Genomic DNA, 17,703 nt, shown 5'->3' on the forward strand with positions numbered 1-17,703 from the left:
ATCAAAAGGATATGCCATGATCCGCAAGCTCTGTATGCTGGGTTTTTTTCTGGCGCAAACAGCCGCTGTTGCCGGCCCGAAATCCGCACCGGCCATTCCCACGACCCTCCGTGACATGATAAAGGCGCCTCTTCAGCCGCTGAGCACCCCCGATCCCACGGGAACCAAGGTCCTGTATCTGCAGCGTGATCCTGTGGTTCCCCTGGAATTTCTGGCCGCACCGGCTTTGGGTTTGGGTGGAGCTCAGATCGATCCGCAGCTTTGGGCGGTGAAACGTCGGACGATTTATACCAACCCTTCGATGTTTTCCCTGGAAACGAAGCAGACCGTCGTCATCAAAGTCCCGCGCGATCGGCATGTGGAAAACATGCGTTTCAGTCCCGATGGTCGGCAGGTCGTATTGAGTCTGGATGCGAAGGACGGGGTTGAAATCTGGCTGGCGGATACCGGCAGCGGAGCTGCGCGGAAACTGGAAAAACACTATTTGAATGACAGCTTGGTTGAAAATCCTTTTCAATGGTCTGCGGATAGCCAGACGGTTTTCATCGCGACCCGCGCCCGCTTTCAGGATGCGCTGAAGGCTTCTGAATTGGATGGCGCCACGATTGAAGAAGCGGAAGGCGCACGGGTTCCGGCCCGGACCTATGCCTTTCTTTTGCGCACGGCTCAGGATCAGAAACTCTTTCAACGCGTGGCCGATGTGCAGCTGGTGGCGGTGACGGCGCGCAGTATGAAAACGAAAAAAGTGGGACCTATTTTACCTCTGCAGTCCTTTGATCTGGCGCCGGATGGCGAGCACCTTCTGCTTCAGAGTTTTGCGGCGCCTTACTCGCTGGCTGTGCCGGCCGGGCTTTTCGCGCGCGATGTGCAGGTGCTGTCCCTCAAGACCAATGCCTTGCAAAAAGTTTTGCACATGCCCGTGGCGGAAACCGTTCCTCCTGAAGGCGAGCGCACGGGTCCGCGGGATATTCGCTGGCAGCTCGATCATCCCGCCCGCCTTATCTGGTGGGAGGCCCTGGATGACGGCGATCCTCGGAAAAAAGTGCCCTTTCGTGATCGACTCATGACCTGGGATCTTCCCTTCACTGGCAAGGCGCAGGAGCGGCTGAAAATCGAAGAACGTGCGGCTGGCATCAGCTTCATGCCAAGGCCGGATCAGCTTTTGGTGCGGGATGTGAACCCGGACACGCAGACGATCCGGGTCGATTTTGTGGATCTCAAGGCCAATGAGCAGCGGCGTCTCCTCGATTATGTGATGACGGATGCTTACAATAATCCTGGCCGCATCATTCAGGCTCCTGATGCCTCGGGAGATATTCGGGTGGTCATGGACGAGGGTCGCATCTTCCTGGCGGGAGAAGGACGCAATCCCAAAGGCGAGCAGCCCTTTTTGGACAGCATGGATATTACGAGCCGGGAAAAGAAACGCCTCTTCCAATCGCCTGCCGATGCTCCCTACGTCGCGGAATATTCGTTCATGGTGAAGCGTCAGCCCGGGACTCTGGCCCTGATCCGCCAGGCCGCGGACATGCCGCCGAATCTTTGGCTTTATGATTTGAAGACGGGCCGCAGCGAAGCCATCACGCAGTTTGCCGACAACGTCCCGGCGATGACCAAGGCGAAGAAACAGCCTTTGGTGTATCAAAGGAAAGATGGCATCACCCTTTCGGGAACCCTTTATTTACCGCATAACTATGTGCCTGGCACCAAACTGCCGGCGATGATCTGGGCCTATCCCGAGGAATTCCGTTCGAAGGACGTCGCGGGTCAGGTGCGCGTTTCGGATAAGCGTTACAGCCGACCCTCGCCGATTGGTGTTGAATGGCTGGTGACGCAGGGTTATGCGGTTCTGACCAACGCCGCGATGCCGGTCGTGGGGGACAAGGAAACGGTGAACAACACCTTTGTGCAGCAGATCGTGTCGAACGCGGAAGCGGCGATTGATGCCCTGGACCAGCGCGGTGTCGTGGATCGCAATCGCGTGGCTATCGGTGGTCATAGCTATGGGGCTTTCATGACGGCGAATCTTCTGGCCCATAGTCAGATATTCTGTGCAGGCATTGCCCGCAGCGGTGCTTATAATCGGAGTCTGACGCCCTTTGGATTCCAGTCCGAGCGTCGCACGTTCTGGGAGGCCAAGGATTTTTATATGATGGTTTCGCCCTTTGCTGAGGCGGATAAAATCAAGACGCCTTTGCTGTTGATTCACGGCAAGAATGATAACAACCCCGGCACCTCGCCCATTCAAACGGAACGCATGTTCCAGGCGATTCGAGGCGTCGGCGGCACCGCGCGGCTGGTGATGCTGCCTTATGAATCCCATGCCTACCGCGCGGCGGAGAATGTGGAGCTGGTGCAGAGTGAAAGTCTCGATTGGCTCAATCGGAACTGTGGGCCGGTGAAGGCGACGGCGGATCGCTTGTGAATGGAATCACGCAGCCGGCACCGCCACGGCGGGCACGGGCAGGGTCATGCAGAGGCAGGCGCCGCGGCCCTGATCGTTGTCACGCAGGCTGACATCACCGCCGACTTTTTTCGCAATCGCAAGGACGGCCGCCAGTCCCATGCCACGTCCTGAGGTCGTGGAAATCTGTCCGGCTGTGCTGGTGCCTTCCTGAAACAAAAGATCGGTCAGTTCACGACCCGGCGCAGGCTGGAAATTTTTCTCCCGCGCCAGGTCCTCCAGTTTTTTCCAGTTGATTCCAAACCCATTATCCCGCAGCGTCATCAAAAGCTGGCCTTCCTCCTGCAGAGCTTCCAGCGTGACTGCCGGAGCTTCCTGAAGCCTTTCCCCCCGGGCATGCGGCAGCAGAAATCCATGATCTATGCTATTGGTCATCGCGTGCAGAAGCATGTCATGCACCGCGCGGGTATCGACCCTGTCCCAGCCGGCAAAACCATCAAGCACGGTGAATCGCGCCGGCTTTTGATAGCGGGCCGCCAGCCTCTGCCTCGCTTCGGGGATCAGCTTCGATGTAATATCCCAAAGATTGGCCACCGATTGATCCTGCACCATATTCAAATGTGGCAGCAGATCACGGTAGGCATTCAAACTATCCAAAAGATCCTGCATATGGCTGGCAAACGAGGCATGATCCAGTTCATGCGCGTTGAAAAGATCCTCAAAACCATGGACGATGCCGGTGATGTCCTTGAGCCCCAGGGTTCGCGCAGCCCCTTTCAAGGTATGCAGCATGCGCTTGATATCGGAATAATTCTCTTCCATGCTGATCGTCTTCTGCAGCGGAAGTATCGTCTTCTCGGCCTCGACCAGAAACTGAGCAATCCGCTGCGGCCGCCCACGGGCAATCGCATCAATGCGATCGGCCATGCGGGAGATGCGTTCCTGCGCGACCGCCGCCTCCTTCTGGGCCGCGACCTGACGCGTGATATCCCGGAATAACAGCAGCATCGTTTGAGTCAGACCGTCCGCATCGGGCAGCACCTGCCACTCCAAAGCAAGAATGCGCGAACGGAACCGCAGCTCGCGCGGCAGGTTCCCTTCATTCAACTCCCAGGCCAGCTCCTTCTCGCCAAACATCGCGCGCAGACTTTCGCGCCAGACGGGTTGATCGGCGGCACTGCCGTCCACACGGGCCAAAAGCAAATCCCAGATGCTTTGACCTTCAAGAGATCCGCTATGACCTAAGAGTTCGCCGGCATAATGCGAGGACTCACCCTGGATGATGAAATCGGGTCCAAAGCGCAGGATCCCTTCTTCGATCGTATCCAGGATCAATTTCAGGTTGGCTCTTTGCTGCCGGATCTGCCGCCCGCGCCGCAGGGCAATCCCCGATGCGCTTAAGGCCAGTCCGCCCATCATAAGAAGACCATAGGTGAGCTTTTGCAGACGCTCACGCTTTTGAATTTCCGCATTCTGAATCTGATTCTCGGTGGTCAGCTTTTCATTCAGAAACTGCTGCCGCTGCACTTCCATGTCGCGTGTCAGTCGGCCGATTTCGTCGTTGCGCCTTTTCAAAGAATTTTCAAAATTCAAATCCAAAAGTTCGCGCAGGATTTCCAGTTCCTTATCCTTCTGTCCGGTGGCTTTATAGTAGCCCTGCAGCATGTAATAGACCTGCTCCTTTTGAACCTTGCTGCTGGTTTCCTTCAAAGCCCCATCGAAGTCCTTGAGCAAAGGGGGGATCTTATCAAACTTTTTCTGCAGGACATAAGCCTTTCCCAGATCGCTCAAAATCAAAATATCATAGAAGCTGACATTGACCTTGCGATAATAATCCCTGGCGAATTCCAAATCTTTTTCCGCTGCATCATAGCGCTTTTGATCCAGATGAAGGCGGCCGCGTTCCATATAGGTGCTGGCTATGTAGTTTTCATAATCAAGGCTCTGCGCCAGCTTCAGATTTTCATTCAGGATAGCCTCAACCTTGTCCGACTCATTGTTATCCCGATAAATTGAAAAAAAGACCTGACTGATCCAGTAGCTTTCATAGCGCAGATGATGAGCCCGCGAATATTCAAGCGACTCCTCCAGCATCCTTATGCCTTCCGCCCGCCGCGGGCCGATAAGCTGGGCATAAAGGGCACCAATGCAGGACAGCATATCGTAGTAATGGGCGTCCTGGGGCAGTTTGGAAAGGAGATGAAAGACCACGGTGAATTGAGCCGCAGCTTTTTCCTGCTTGCCGATGCGATGAAAAAAAGAACCCGTGGCGTTGGAGGTATGAGCGATCAGAGCATCATCCGCGGTTTTACGGGCCAGCTCCAGGGATTTCAAAAAGTGAAGCTCGGCCTCCTCGGCCTTCGCATCATATTCCAAAATCCCACCCTGGACATAGGTCAGGAGCGCCTCATACTTCAAGAATCCAAGGTCCCGGGCCCTTGGCAAGGCGGCATTCACATGGTTTTGTGCGATATCGCTCTGCTCCTGAAACCAGGCGGCCTCGGCGGCCAGGGTATGCAGGGCGGTCCAGAATTCGGGATCCTGGCCGGGATTCACGTGAATCAGCGTGGCCTCGGCTTCCAAACGAAAAGCGCGGGGATCATCATAGATTTCCACGCGGCGCTGCAGAAGATTCGGCAAATCCTCGAAGGCGGCGCACAGTGTTGAAGCTTGTAAAAAAAGCCAGGCAAGCAGCGGGTAGCGCATGCATCAACCCCTATCTTGAAAACAGACGGGATGGAAAAAGAAGGCCCCGCAGACGGCTGTCCCCGAGTCGCGGCAGGACAAGAAAGGGCAGAAAGCGCAGGATGCTGGAAAGCGTAAAGAGTCGACCATAATCGGTGGCCGTGGGAACACCGGATCCCAGAAGGAGATAGCCCACCCAGGATCCGATCACCATCGCTGTCGCATTCAAAAGCTGGGTGATGGTCAGAAGGCTGTGTCTTTCCTTATGAGAATGCTTGTCCATCATCATAAGGGTGACACCGAGTTCATGACAGCCCCAGGCGAAACCTGTCATGGCCTGAAAAAGGATGAGGCAGCCGAAGTTATTCGTCGTCGTCCAAAGGATCGGCAGCGGCACTATCAAGAGCGCTCCCAGATGCGTGAGCGTTGTGGGTCCGAGGCTCGATGCCAGTTTTTGAAAGACACCGCCGGCCACGACCCGGGCAACGAAGGCTGTGCTGATCAGGATCATATAGTCGTGATAATCCAGCGCGAGATGCTTCAGCATATAGGCATTGAAGAAAGGACCCGAGACGTTGGTCGCCATCTGCGTCAGGAAAAGAAAGGCAATGATGACGAGCGTGCGTTTTTCGGTGAGCCAGGACCAGAAGCGATGACGGAAAAGCGCCCGCACATCCACCGAAGGCCGTACGAGACTCTCGGGATGTTTGGCCAGAAAGCTCACCGACACGTAGCGGCAGATACCGCTGGCTAAAAAGAGCAGGGCGAAGATGGGAAGTTTCTGGCTTGCACTTTCCCTGTTATCCAAAGCCAGGCCGGCAATCAGCAGACCAAGGACTGTAAAAAACTGCGCGATACGGGTTCGATATGCGAAAAATTGTGTGCGACGATCATCCGGGACGATGGAGCCGATCCAGCTGCTCCAGCTCGGGCCGGCTGCGAGACCGAAGGCCCAGTAGGTGCTGATCAGAAGGAAGACGTTGGTGTCCTTGGGCCAGGGGCTGATGGTCAGTCCACAGCTTAAAAGCCCCAGAAGGATGAGAGCTGTTCCCTGAATGCTGGCGCTCACCATCACCCAGGTTTTTTGTGAACGCAGAATCTGCGCGCAAAAACCTGCGGCCAGTTGGACGACCGAACCGATGAGCATCGGCAGAGTCACCAGAAGTCCCGAGGCTCTTTCGCTGAAACCCATCGTCAGTACAAAGGCACTGAGATAGGTTTCGCCAAGGCCAATCATAAGGGAATAGAATGCGACATCCCAGAGGCTGGCGCGAAGGGAATGAGGCACGGCATCATACGGCTGTGGGAAGCGGACATGCATGGAGTGTCTAACCTGTTTCTTACTATCTTAGAATATTTATCCGCGATGTGCAGGTGCTGCGCTGGAGGCAGGAGCTGGGGCAGGAGATTTCATGAGAATTTTGGATTAGTTCCAAAACAGGAGAGGCCGTCTTCAGGGAGAGACGGCCGCACGCCGAGTCAGCAGGAGCTTTCCGGTCCGCGCCGAGGTTACTTCAGATCTTCCTCTTTCACATCATCCTGATACTTGGCCTGGGTGTACCCGCAGGTCTTCTTCGGTTCGTTTCGAATCTTGGGAACGTCATGCACGCAAACGGCCTGGGCCACATCAATCGGCTTGGGCATCGGCGCATTCAGAAGGCTCATGGCCTCGGTGTATTCCGGGGTGTTGGACTTGCCTTTGACTTTGCACAGGAGCGACACGGCCAGCATCAGGGTATAGCAGGGATTATCGCCATCGAATTTCATGGCTGCCCTGTGATAGCGGATGGACTCGTCGATGTTGCCGCGAATGTGGAAGATCCAATCCATCAAAAAGAAATTCGGGACGAGGCGAAAGAAGAGCCCGAGTCCATAGTGCACCGATCCCTGCAGCGAAACATTGGGACGGAACTGCATATCGAGTTTGGAGTCCACCACTTCAAGCCAGGCGTCCCGCACCGACTGCCCGTAGCGGAGGGACGCAAAGATCCCGTCGATGCTGGCGATCTTGGCCCGCAGGGAGGCTTTGAAGAATTTGCAGAGGATATTCGAAGGCGCCTGCTTCAGACATTCGTTGATCTTCTTTTCCCCATCTTCCAGATAACGGCGCGCGGTGGGGTGGTCCTTGGGATCGGTGAAGCTGGACCCCAAAAAGAAGGCCTCGGCTGCCATCAGGGAATAGCCATCGAGCCAGTCGGGTTTTTTGCGGACGACTTTTTCCAGGATGGCCAGACGTTTTTCATGCTCGGCATTGGTCAGGGCTTCCACCTGAAATTTTTCCTGCAGGGCTTGAAAATCCCGGGCCAGTTCCGGCTCCGCCTGGAGCGGCGTGACGTCGAGTTGATAAAGTTTTTTTTCCGTAGCGTTCAGACGAAGGGAAAAAAGAAGTGCCGTGAGCAGAAGACAAGAAAACAGACTGCGCATGTCCGAAACCCCAGGTAAAGACCAAGGCGATCAGCATACCACAGCCTGCGTGATTCCGAACAGTTTCCCTTAAAAACCGAGGTCAGCCAAATCGCTTGCCAAAGTCTGATAGAACCTCAGATGGCGAAAGCGACTCGACGTGCTTCCAAAAAGCTGGCCGATCAGATCGATGTGATCGGCGCTGACGGTGCCGCGGTAGCGTCCCCATTCCGCGGAATCTTCAGCGACGAGTCCATCGTTTCTTTTGCCGAGTCCAAAGGCGACTTGAAATGGAGCCAGCAAAGGATCCATGCGATCGCCTGTGCCCCAGCCGGTCAGGCTGCTGACACCAGCGTAGGATTGATAGTAGACATCCGGGCTGTCAGGATTTCTCGGATTGAATTCCCGCTCCAGAAACTCGGGCGAAAGGTTCTGAAGGTTGGCCCGGATGTCGAGATCCGTCGGCTGTCTTTGGCCTTTGCCAAGGAATCCAGCCACCAGATATTCGAATGCTTTATAAAGGAGGTTGTCGCCTTTGCCCAGGAACCGGAAGACGAGTCCGGGGATGGGTGAACCGTGATGCGGTGTGCCGATTGTCGTCAGGGAGGCAATCTTACGATCAAAGCCCATCTGGGAAATCAGATAGCGGGTATCGAGGCCACCCATGGAATGCGCGATGATATTCAAGCGGGGAGCGCCGGTCGCCTGCATGATGGCATCGAGCTGCGGTGCCAATTCACGGGCACGGACGGCCACGGTCTGGACAGGATTGACAGTTGTGGCGAAGACATCGTAGCCCTGGCCTCGGAGCGTCGCCCGCACCTTATAGAAATAATCGAAGGCGAAGACCTGGTCCCAGCCCAGAAAGCCGTGGAGCAGGACGATGGGATAGCGGGTGGGCCGGGCAGCGGCCCGAAGATCCCCGTCTTCGGAATAATCAGCAATGTCCGGGTCGACCTCGCGGTTGGCCTCTTCGATGTACTCATCCGGCGCAATCTCTTCGCTTGCGTACAGCCTCTGGCCAGATCCCGTAAAAAAGGCGCAAAAGAGCCCTAAAGAGAGCATGAAACGTGTCATAGCGATCCCCTAATCGGTCTAAATCTGTCGGCTTTATGTGACTATCTACAAACCGGTATACTTCCACTTTGTATGTCGATCGAATTTAAAAAAACGAAAGTGCATTGAAAGTCAGGGCTGACAAGGGAAAAAAAATCTTAAGGGGCTGAAGGGCACGAGTTTACGCGGAAGCGGCTGCTTTGGAGCCTGATGAAGCGCTGTGATGGGGAAGCGAGAAAAATTCATGCGGGAGTGTGATGCAGAAGCGGAAGGCGGCAAAGCCTTCGCGCTGGGACGGAAGGTCTTCGAAGTGAACCGTGATATCACCGCCCGCATCCTGATAGTATTTGCGGACCGCGGACATCCCGACCCCGCGACCTGAGATTTCGGTCAGAGTCTGCGCGGTGGAAATGCCCGCTGCGAAGATAAGATCGGCTATTTCATCGCGTGATGCATTCCGGTGCGAAGGCAGAAGGCCACGCTCCTGACCCAAAGTTTGAAGGCGCCGCAGATTCAGACCCTTGCCATCATCCGAGAACCAGATCTTCAATTGATCGCCGTCCGTCTCGACGTCCAAACGGATCAGCCCTTCCATTTTTTTACCCACAGTGACGCGCTCAGCCGGATATTCAATGCCATGATCCATGGAATTGCGCAGAAGGTGCACAAAAGTATTCCGCAGAAGATCCTCGGCCCGGTGACTGACCCACAGATCAACTGTCTCCATTTCAATACGGGGTGTGGGTTTATTCAGATCCTTGGCGAGAGACGCCGTGCTGCCTAGAATATCAGCAAGCACCTTATCGAGACGATTGAACAGAGCCTCCTGAAGCAGACCGTGGATGGGCGTGAGCAGAGCAGGCTCCGCTGCATCATGGTGCAGAAAGCGGTCCAGCTTCTGGAAGCTGTGGAGCGTCGTGTCGAAGGGCAGGACAACTCGCGGGCCATCGCCAAGCGAGCGGCCGAGCTTGTCCCGAGCCAGCGCCTCGTAATGATCCGCCACCTCGTCAATCATATTCACGTCCTTCTGCATCAGCTCCAAATCCCAGGTGGCGTCTTCCTGTTTGGCCAGATGGGAATAGTACTGCTCCAGATCATGGAAGATCTCGGTCAGCTTTTTGAACTGCAGTGTTCGCGCCGCGCCCTTCATCGTATGCATATTCATAAAAATGATCTTCAGCGTCTCGCGATCACAGTGCTGGGGATTGGCGGCCCGGATGAGTTCGCGATTCTGCGCGTTGAATTCACGGCAGCTGCGCAGGAAACGTCGGAACGCATCCTCTTTACAGGCGAGGATCTCACCGACGATGGTCAGATCCTCGGCGTTCTCGCGGGCCATGCTTTCAAGCTTCCTGATTTCCGTCGCATCGTTCACGGTGACGAGGATCTTTTCCACGTCATCATCTTTTATGATAGGCTTCCAGCGCAATTCCAACTGCCGCTGGTCCCCATCCCGCCTCTGCCGGGTCAGGCTGTGAGGCAGCATGTGCTCGTTGGTGAAGAAGTTGATCTCACTCTGTCCGAGCGAGGCATGCAGCGTGCTGAAGACCTGGTCGCGTTCATTGGCCGCCAGGGTCGTCCCTTCAAAGAGAAGGGGAAGAGCCGGCTTTCCCGCCAGCTGCTCGGCTTCGAAGAGCCTTTCCAGATAAAGGGAATAATCCTTGTGAATCGTATGCTTTTCGCCTTCGATGGTGAAGACGCCGAGCGGGATGTGCTCCATAATTGAATGAATATCCCGCGTCTGCTCTTCGACTCTGTCTTCCAGAGTCTCATTCAAACGCAGGACCTCGTCCCTTTCACTTTTCAGATCATTGGCGAGACGGCGGACTTCGGCCTCGGATGTTTCCGCGCGCGTGAAGGCTTTGGAAAAGCGCATGGAAAGAAGGAAGGATTGACCGAAGGTGAAGAGCAGGGCTCCAAAGGAACCCATCGGGGGCGATTCAAAAACGCCCTGAAGGGCCAGCATATCATTGACCGTGCAGATGAAGAGCGCGAAGGATGCGATCAGAAACGTGCGGGCCCCTTCGCGATTGCGCCGCGCGGCTTGAATAACAGTATAAAGCGTATAGATGCTGGCGACGGCGGTGACCGCCTGGTAGAAAAGGGTCGAGAGTATAAAGGCCCTGACGCTGACGAGCAGGATGAAACTCACATGGGCGAGGCTGATGCCGGTGATGATCAGGGGCACGCGCCGCCGCATTTCCTGATAAAAAAGCTGCTGCGAATAAAGGAGGAACGCGGACGTGGCAAACATCCAGCCGATGTTGTAGAGGCGGATCTGGGTGGTGAAGCCGGCGTCGCTCACGATATGGAAAGGGTTCGATGGATCGGCGACGCTCAGATGCATGGCGATCATCAGGCAGAAAATTCCATAGTAGAGCGTCGAGAGGTCCGAGCGGCGCAGACCAAAGAGGGCGATATGATAAAAGCCCATGATGGCGATCGCGCCCATCATGAAAAGCCCGCGTGCGGTCACCTCTTCATGCTCCTGGAGCACGGCGGCGGTCGAGCCGATCTGAATGCCCTGGCCGAAACCGCCGGCATAAAGATCAAAATTCGCCACATGAGCGATCACTTCGAATTCGGTGGTCCGGGGTGTGAAACTATAAAGATAGGGCCTGAGGGCCCCGGCGCGGGTCGTTCCGGGCCCGGTGCCTACCTTGCCTATGGTATGGACGAGGCGGCCCTCGACATAGTAGCGGGCGGCTGTCCAGGGCTGCAGGAAGCGTATGGTGATGGGTTCAGTCGTCTTCAGTTTCACCCGGAAACGGTAGCTGGCAAAACTGTGATAGGGGCGCTCCTCAACAAGGTTCCAAAAGCCAGGGAAGTTGATCTTACTGCGGCTTTCAGGGTGCTCTTCACCCGGTTTCAGAAAATACTGCCAATGAAATTCCATGGTGCCGCGCAGTTGGATCAGGGGCAAAGACGGCGCCTGGGCTTCCGAAAGATCGAGCCAGCCATCGTCCAGGCGTGGTTCAGAATAGGCCTTGCCGTCAGGCAGACCGCCGCCCAGAAGAAGAATAAAAATGAACACAAAAACTTTCATGGCTTGGATTTCGGCGGAAAGCTGCAATTCCTAAAGAAAAAGCCTTGGTCATGGCACCAAGTTTCGGCAGAATAGCAAGCATCCTGTGACACCTGGAGTCAATGATGCTGAAGACTATAGGCCTTTTAATTCTCTCGAATATCTTCATGACCTTCGCCTGGTACGGCCATCTTAAGACGATGAACAGCAAACCCTTGTATATCGCCATACTCGTGAGCTGGGGCATCGCCTTCTTTGAATATTGTCTTCAGGTTCCAGCCAACCGAACCGGCTATCAATTCTTCAGTCTGGCTCAGCTGAAGATTATTCAGGAGGTGATCACGCTTGTGGTTTTTGTCGTTTTTTCGATTTTTTATATGAAGGAAAAACCTCAGCTGAATCTTCTCTGGGCCGGGCTCTGCCTCATCGGTGCGGTTTATTTCATATTCCGTGAAGGCAGCGGTGCGAGTCACTGACGATCCAACGTAACCGTGGTCATACAGCTGTTCGGAAATCTGCTTCACCCCATTTCCATGATGTGTGGTTTTTACCCCGTCAATTTATTCGAGACACTGCGAATTCCCCAGTAATTGACTCATTTTCAGCCAAAGGCCGCGGCGTGAACGCTGGCCTGCGGCTTGCATTGCTGAAACAGAACCCATGTCTTAGATGGGTCGAATTAGCATCATGAAAGGTAGGACATTTATGAAGACAACTCTGCTTTCTCTCGTTGGACTTGTGGCTTTGACTTCCGTTCCAGCATTTGCCGATGTGGGCCAGGTAAAGGCTCTGGTTTTCACTTCGCAATCGGAATTGAAAATTGATGGCGTGGAAGCACGCGGCGGCAACTTCACTGTTGGTCGTGAATTCACTGGAAATCAGGACAAAATCAATTCGATCGGTGGCGGCGCGGCTTTTGAAGTCCGCGTGGCGAACCCCCTTTACGTCGGTGTTGGCGTCGGCTACATCAATTATGATGGCAGCGATGACGAGGCCGGCTACTCCGATCTGAGAGCCAACGTCTACGGCACTCTTGATGCCTGGGCGAATGAAAACGCAGCCGTCTTCGGCAAGGCGGGCCTTTCCTATCACCGTTTGACCCTGGATAACTTTAACCAAGGTGGAATCCGTGTGGAAGGCGATGCGACCAACCTCGGTAACTACGATGTCGGCGCTGGCGTTCGTTACAAGCTGAACTACGCGACGACCTTGGGTCTGGAATACAAATATACTGATACATTCGCCCGCAGCGACGTGGATTTGGAGCTGAAAGGCGCTGGGCTGGCTTATGACGGCCTGAAATACAAAGACGTGGCGATTGAAAATCAGGAAGGCCAAATTTCTCTTGGCTTTGTTTTCTAACAGCTCTCCTGAACAGTTCACGCGAACTTCCCTGTGATAGACGACCCGGGCTTTTCAAGAGCCTGGGTCTTTTGGCCCGCGCTCAGCCGGACTTCAGCATCCCAAGGAGCCCCTTCTTTTTTTCCTTCGGCAGGATCTTCTGCACGACCTTATCGCTGTAGCCCGCTTTTTTCAGGATTTTGATTTTATCTTCATAGCTGTCTTCAGCATGCTGGTTTAAAAGTTCCTGTGCAGCCTTGCACTGCCGGTCGATGATGGTCATTTCTATCTTGTCGTAAATGAGTTCCACCTGGCTGAGCAGAGCGAGGGATTTTCCGTAGGCGCTCTCCATATCCTGCACATCGCTGGACGAGAAGTTGCTGTCGCCCTCGCGTTTCTTTTTAATCAATCCCTCGTAGTATTTGACCCTCGCTTTGCATTCCACTATGGATTTTTTCGCATCCCCCATGCGGCTCAGCTTCATTAGGATTCGGGTGATGATCAGGCGAACATTCACCTCCTGCAGGATCGTGTTCACTGCTGCTGACTTCGTCAGGGCCTGCTGATAATAGGTGAGGGCCTTTTCCAGAGTGGCTGCTTCGCTGGGTGCAAAATGCGGCCAGAGTTTTCGCAGGGAGCCGATCAGAGCCTGCGCGTCCTCTTTGACTTTGGGGGATTTGGTCAGAGCATGCCGCAGATCATGCAGCATCCAGCCGAGGCGCAGATAATAGGCGGCCAGCTGCAGACTTTCCCCCTTGGTGACCTCGTCCACTTGCTCCCACTGGAAGCAGGCCAGCAGATTCAGTTTCAGTCCGTTCAGATAGACCGATTGCCCGGGTGCCGCGGGATCGACGAGCAAAAGCTTATGAATGTCCTCGGACGTCGTATAAGCAGCCAAACCCTTTTGATACTGCTTACGAAAACGTGTCGTGCTGAGATTGCCATCTTTAAAAGGATGCTGAAAAAAATGATGGTCGGCGGTAAAAAAGCAGTAGGGACATTGCCAGAAATAAAAGAGTTTCGGATCGACGCGGGGGGCCACTTTCTTGGACCAAAGGACCGTGACCGGACGCAAATCTATGTCGCGCTTCGTCTCGCTATAGAGAGTCGCCTTCAGCCGGCTGAAATTCGCTTCCTTTTCGCAGATAACGCAACGGGCCTGGGCGGTTTGAAAGGGGCTTATCCCCGCTTCCTGGCTCATAGATTTCTCACTGGCAATGCGTTAATAAGAGATCATGGCGACTTTGGGTGCGCCAGCCTATCTCTTATTGTATGTTAGAGTGGCTTGTTTTGTGCAGGATCCAGGAGTCGGTTCATGGATTTTGAGGGCCGACGTAGCTCCCTGCTGATGTTCAACTTCTGGAGATGATGATGGAAAATGCTGATCTTAAGCCGCACGCCAGTGTGCTGTCGCGGAGTGCCCTGAGCGCCTATATCACCGGGCCAACAAGCCAGACACCACCACCCAAAAGCTCGTTCAATCCATACCGTAAACGCTCGGCTTTATTGAATATTATGAATCTTGAAGCGGCCGAAGAGGCGCTTTCCAAGTCGGTCGCGAAGGAAGAGGAGCGTCAGCCGGTCCTCAGTCTTCCGGAGTCCCTGCATCCTTTGACCGGGCCTGCCACGGCCACCTGATTCCTTATGTCAAAAAATTGACAGTCGGCCTTCCGGCTGTCACCCCCTGGCTTTCCCGCCCCTCAAATTGCGCTCCTGCTCTTGACAGCTGCAAAACAAAGCTCATGGTGTTATACGAGGAGTTTATCGACTTTTTCGGACTAACATGAGGAGCGGTTCATGGCAAAAGAAACACGTGCGTTTCAAGCCGAAGTCAAACAAATCCTGGATCTTATGGTCCACTCGCTATACTCGCATCGGGAAATATTTTTGCGCGAGCTGATTTCGAATGCTTCGGACGCGCTGGATAAGCTTCGTTTCGAGGAACTTTCCCACTCCGAGTGGAAGAGTTCGGACGAGGAAAAGCATATCCGCCTGGTTCCCGACAAGGACAAACGCACGCTGACCATCATCGACAACGGGATCGGCATGACCCACGATGAGGTGCTGCAGAATATCGGAACCATCGCCCATTCGGGCACCAAGGAATTCTTGAAAAAAGCCAAGGAAGCCAAGGATAAACCTGAACTGATTGGTCAGTTCGGTGTGGGCTTCTATTCGTCCTTCATGGTCGCCGATCGCGTCACCGTGCATACCTCAAAAGCAGGGACTGAGGAAGGAACGCTGTGGGAAAGCACGGGTGATGGTTCCTTCACCGTGGACAATGTGAAGCGTCCCGAAGGTCACGGCACGACCATTACTCTTCATCTGAAAAAGTTTGATGACGATGATAATTCCGTCGAGGACTTCTCGGATGAATGGGTTCTGCGCCGCATCGTGAAAAAATATTCCGACTTCATTGCGTGGCCGATCAAGATGAAGACCACGAAGGAAGAGGACGAGCTGGACGCCGAAGGCAAGCCGATCGAAGGCAAGACCAAGACGGTGGAAGAGGACGATGTCCTGAACAGCCGCAAGGCCATCTGGCTCCGCTCGCCGAGTGAAGTGAAGGATGATGAGTACAAGGAATTCTATAAGCACGTCTCGCATGACTGGAGCGATCCGTTCGAGCGCATCCATTACCGTGCCGAAGGCAGCCAGGAATTTACGGCGCTGATGTTCATTCCCGGTACCGTGCCCTTTGATTACAACTACCGTGATACCAAGTGGGGCCTTTCCCTCTATGTGAACCGCGTGTTCATCATGGATCACTGTGAAGACCTGGTGCCTGCTCACCTGCGCTTTCTGCGCGGCGTGATTGATAGCTCGGATCTTTCGCTGAACGTGTCGCGCGAGATTCTGCAGAAGGACCGTCAGGTTCAGGCGATCAAGAAAGCTGTTGTGAGCAAGGTGATCAATCACCTTTCCGGCATGCTGAAGAATGAGCGTGATCGTTATGAGACCTTCTGGAAGAACTTCGGTGCGACGCTGAAGGAAGGCATCACCAATGACTTCTCGAACAAAGAGAAGCTGGAAGAATTGAGCCTTTTCCATAGCAGTCAGTCCGATAAGCTCACGACCCTGGCTGAGTATGTGGGCCGGATGAAGAAAGAGCAGAAGGAAATCTATTTCATTACGGGTGATTCGCTGAAAACCCTGCAGAACAGCCCTTACCTTGAGCGCCTGAAGGCTAAAGGTTTCGAGGTTCTTTACTGTATTGATCCGGTGGATGAGTGGGTCATGCAGTCCATTTCGAAGTTCAAGGATCATCACCTCCGTTCGATTACGAAAGAGGGTCTTGATCTTGATACCGAGGAAGAAAAAAAGAAAACCGAGGAAGAAGTCAAAGCCAAGGAGCAGGAGTTCAAAACTCTCCTGGACACTATCCAGGGCGCTGTCGCCGAAAAGGTCAAAGAAGTCAAAATCTCGACCCGACTCGTCGATTCTCCCTGCTGCCTCGTCTCCGGTGCTTACGATCCCTCAGCGCGCATGGCGCGTATGATGGAGTCGATGGGCCAGTCGATGCCGACGCAGAAACGCATCATGGAGATCAACCCGAACCATCCGGTGTTTGGTCGGATGAAGGATCTACCTGAGACGACTCAGAAAGAGTGGGCGGAGATCCTCTACAACCAGGCGCTGCTCACTGAAGGATCGCCGATCGAAGATCCGATGAAGTTTAGCCGGCAGATTGCCAACTTGATGACTCATATGTGAAAAAAGGGGCCTTCGGGCCCCTTTTTTTCTATCTGCTGAAACGGAGCGTCTTAGGCCCTTTTTCTAATTCAATATCAGGGCTGTGGATCCGGCAGAGTTGGACCTCGTACGATAGCTGTTGGATTAATCTTCATTAGGTATGCAGCCACGTGTGAGAAGGATGTCGCTGGAGTACCAGCCGCTGGTCGCGTAAAGAATATAGCGAGGTTCGCATGGTTAGGGTTCATCCGAGCATCCGCGAGCATCGTATCGTTCCTGGCATCTATGGTTGTACCCGGGGTGCCTCCAGTTAAATGGCAACTCACAGTGCATGACTGCATGAGTAGCGTTTTGCCTGTTGCTGCCACTCCGAGAGTCGGGTTGGGAGCAGGAGCTGCGCTGGGAGTTGGGGTCGGCGTTGGAGTCGGCGTGGCTTTGGGAGCCTCCGGCGTCATTGTCGAAGTATCTTTATTCTCTGCAGTTTTCTGAGCATCTGAGGTCGAAGGAGTCTTGGTCGCGCTTTGATTGGTACCGGCTGTGCTTGTCACGGGCTGCCTTGGAGTATACTCGGGTGCTTCAGCACATGACAGGAACAAGCTGCAAATCGTCACAGATTGGATGAGGAGTCTGGTTTTCATGGTCAGGTTATCCGTCCGCAAGTGTAAGAGTTGCGCTCATATCGGCTCCGGACAGACAAAACTTGAGGAAAACTTACCTTACCCGCAAACTGTTCCTATTTTTAGTTGGTTACAGCGTTGAGATTTGGAGGCTTATGCGAATATCGTAGACCCCTTGGTGGATAGGGGTTTCCGGCCAAGCCCGCCTTGACTTTTATCGTATATCTGCTAAGTTGTCGCAGTTTCCTTGCCGGAAATGCACATTTTCGGCTGCTTCCACGTCTGAAGCTGCAGTGATGAGGCATGGCATGAATAGAACCAACATTCTGCGATATTTGATCTTTTCCACACTGACGTTCATAGCTTCCTGCTCGCCTCTTCATAACCGGCACAATACCCGAGCTCTTGATTGTCAGATGTCAATCACGGGAGTCGAGGAAGATTTTCTGCAAATCCTTGATGAAGGTGGACAAGAACTT

The 17,703-nt window shown here is 54.1% G+C and carries 11 protein-coding genes; 5 read left to right on the forward strand and 6 right to left on the reverse strand.

Translation table 11 applies throughout. The features are described 5' to 3' along the window. Window positions 1-16: 16 nt before the first annotated feature. On the forward strand, window positions 17-2,425 hold the full coding sequence (locus VFO10_RS26950) for a S9 family peptidase (protein WP_325145116.1): 2,409 nt from the start codon (window positions 17-19) through the stop codon (window positions 2,423-2,425). A gap of 6 nt (window positions 2,426-2,431) precedes the next feature. Here VFO10_RS26950 and VFO10_RS26955 read toward each other — a convergent pair whose 3' ends face one another. The 5 genes from VFO10_RS26955 to VFO10_RS26975 form a co-directional block, all read right to left on the reverse strand. Then, the gene (locus VFO10_RS26955) at window positions 2,432-5,110 is read right to left on the reverse strand and encodes an ATP-binding protein (protein ID WP_325145117.1); all 2,679 of its coding nucleotides are present in this window, start codon (window positions 5,108-5,110) and stop codon (window positions 2,432-2,434) included. 10 nt (window positions 5,111-5,120) lie between these two features. After that, window positions 5,121-6,410, reverse strand: a complete 1,290-nt coding sequence (locus VFO10_RS26960; RefSeq protein ID WP_325145118.1) for an MFS transporter — start codon at window positions 6,408-6,410, stop codon at window positions 5,121-5,123. Between the two features lie 188 nt (window positions 6,411-6,598). Continuing rightward, entirely contained in the window at window positions 6,599-7,513 is a 915-nt protein-coding gene (locus VFO10_RS26965; protein ID WP_325145119.1) for a hypothetical protein, read from the reverse strand. A gap of 69 nt (window positions 7,514-7,582) precedes the next feature. Next, complete coding sequence (locus VFO10_RS26970) at window positions 7,583-8,569, reverse strand: triacylglycerol lipase (protein ID WP_325145120.1); 987 nt, start codon at window positions 8,567-8,569, stop codon at window positions 7,583-7,585. 160 nt (window positions 8,570-8,729) lie between these two features. Further along, window positions 8,730-11,582 (reverse strand): 7TM diverse intracellular signaling domain-containing protein, encoded by a 2,853-nt coding sequence (locus VFO10_RS26975; RefSeq protein ID WP_325145121.1) that lies wholly within the window; start codon window positions 11,580-11,582, stop codon window positions 8,730-8,732. A gap of 116 nt (window positions 11,583-11,698) precedes the next feature. Between VFO10_RS26975 and VFO10_RS26980 the strand changes: the two genes are divergently transcribed. Both VFO10_RS26980 and VFO10_RS26985 read left to right on the forward strand, forming a co-directional pair. Continuing rightward, complete coding sequence (locus tag VFO10_RS26980) at window positions 11,699-12,049, forward strand: DMT family protein (protein WP_325145122.1); 351 nt, start codon at window positions 11,699-11,701, stop codon at window positions 12,047-12,049. 229 nt (window positions 12,050-12,278) lie between these two features. Beyond that, the gene (locus VFO10_RS26985; protein WP_325145123.1) at window positions 12,279-12,935 is read left to right on the forward strand and encodes an outer membrane protein; all 657 of its coding nucleotides are present in this window, start codon (window positions 12,279-12,281) and stop codon (window positions 12,933-12,935) included. 82 nt (window positions 12,936-13,017) lie between these two features. Here VFO10_RS26985 and VFO10_RS26990 read toward each other — a convergent pair whose 3' ends face one another. Beyond that, the gene (locus tag VFO10_RS26990) at window positions 13,018-14,115 is read right to left on the reverse strand and encodes a DUF2225 domain-containing protein (RefSeq protein WP_325145124.1); all 1,098 of its coding nucleotides are present in this window, start codon (window positions 14,113-14,115) and stop codon (window positions 13,018-13,020) included. 170 nt (window positions 14,116-14,285) lie between these two features. On the opposite strand from VFO10_RS26990, the gene VFO10_RS26995 reads away from it, so the two are divergent. Together VFO10_RS26995 and htpG are read left to right on the forward strand one after the other, a co-directional pair. Continuing rightward, the gene (locus VFO10_RS26995) at window positions 14,286-14,552 is read left to right on the forward strand and encodes a hypothetical protein (protein ID WP_325145125.1); all 267 of its coding nucleotides are present in this window, start codon (window positions 14,286-14,288) and stop codon (window positions 14,550-14,552) included. Between the two features lie 159 nt (window positions 14,553-14,711). Continuing rightward, window positions 14,712-16,628: a molecular chaperone HtpG gene (gene htpG, locus VFO10_RS27000; protein ID WP_325145126.1), complete on the forward strand. Its 1,917-nt coding sequence runs from the start codon at window positions 14,712-14,714 to the stop codon at window positions 16,626-16,628. The last annotated feature ends 1,075 nt before the right edge of the window (window positions 16,629-17,703 follow it).

The sequence above is a fragment of the Oligoflexus sp. genome, assembly GCF_035712445.1.
GTDB lineage: Bacteria > Bdellovibrionota_B > Oligoflexia > Oligoflexales > Oligoflexaceae > Oligoflexus.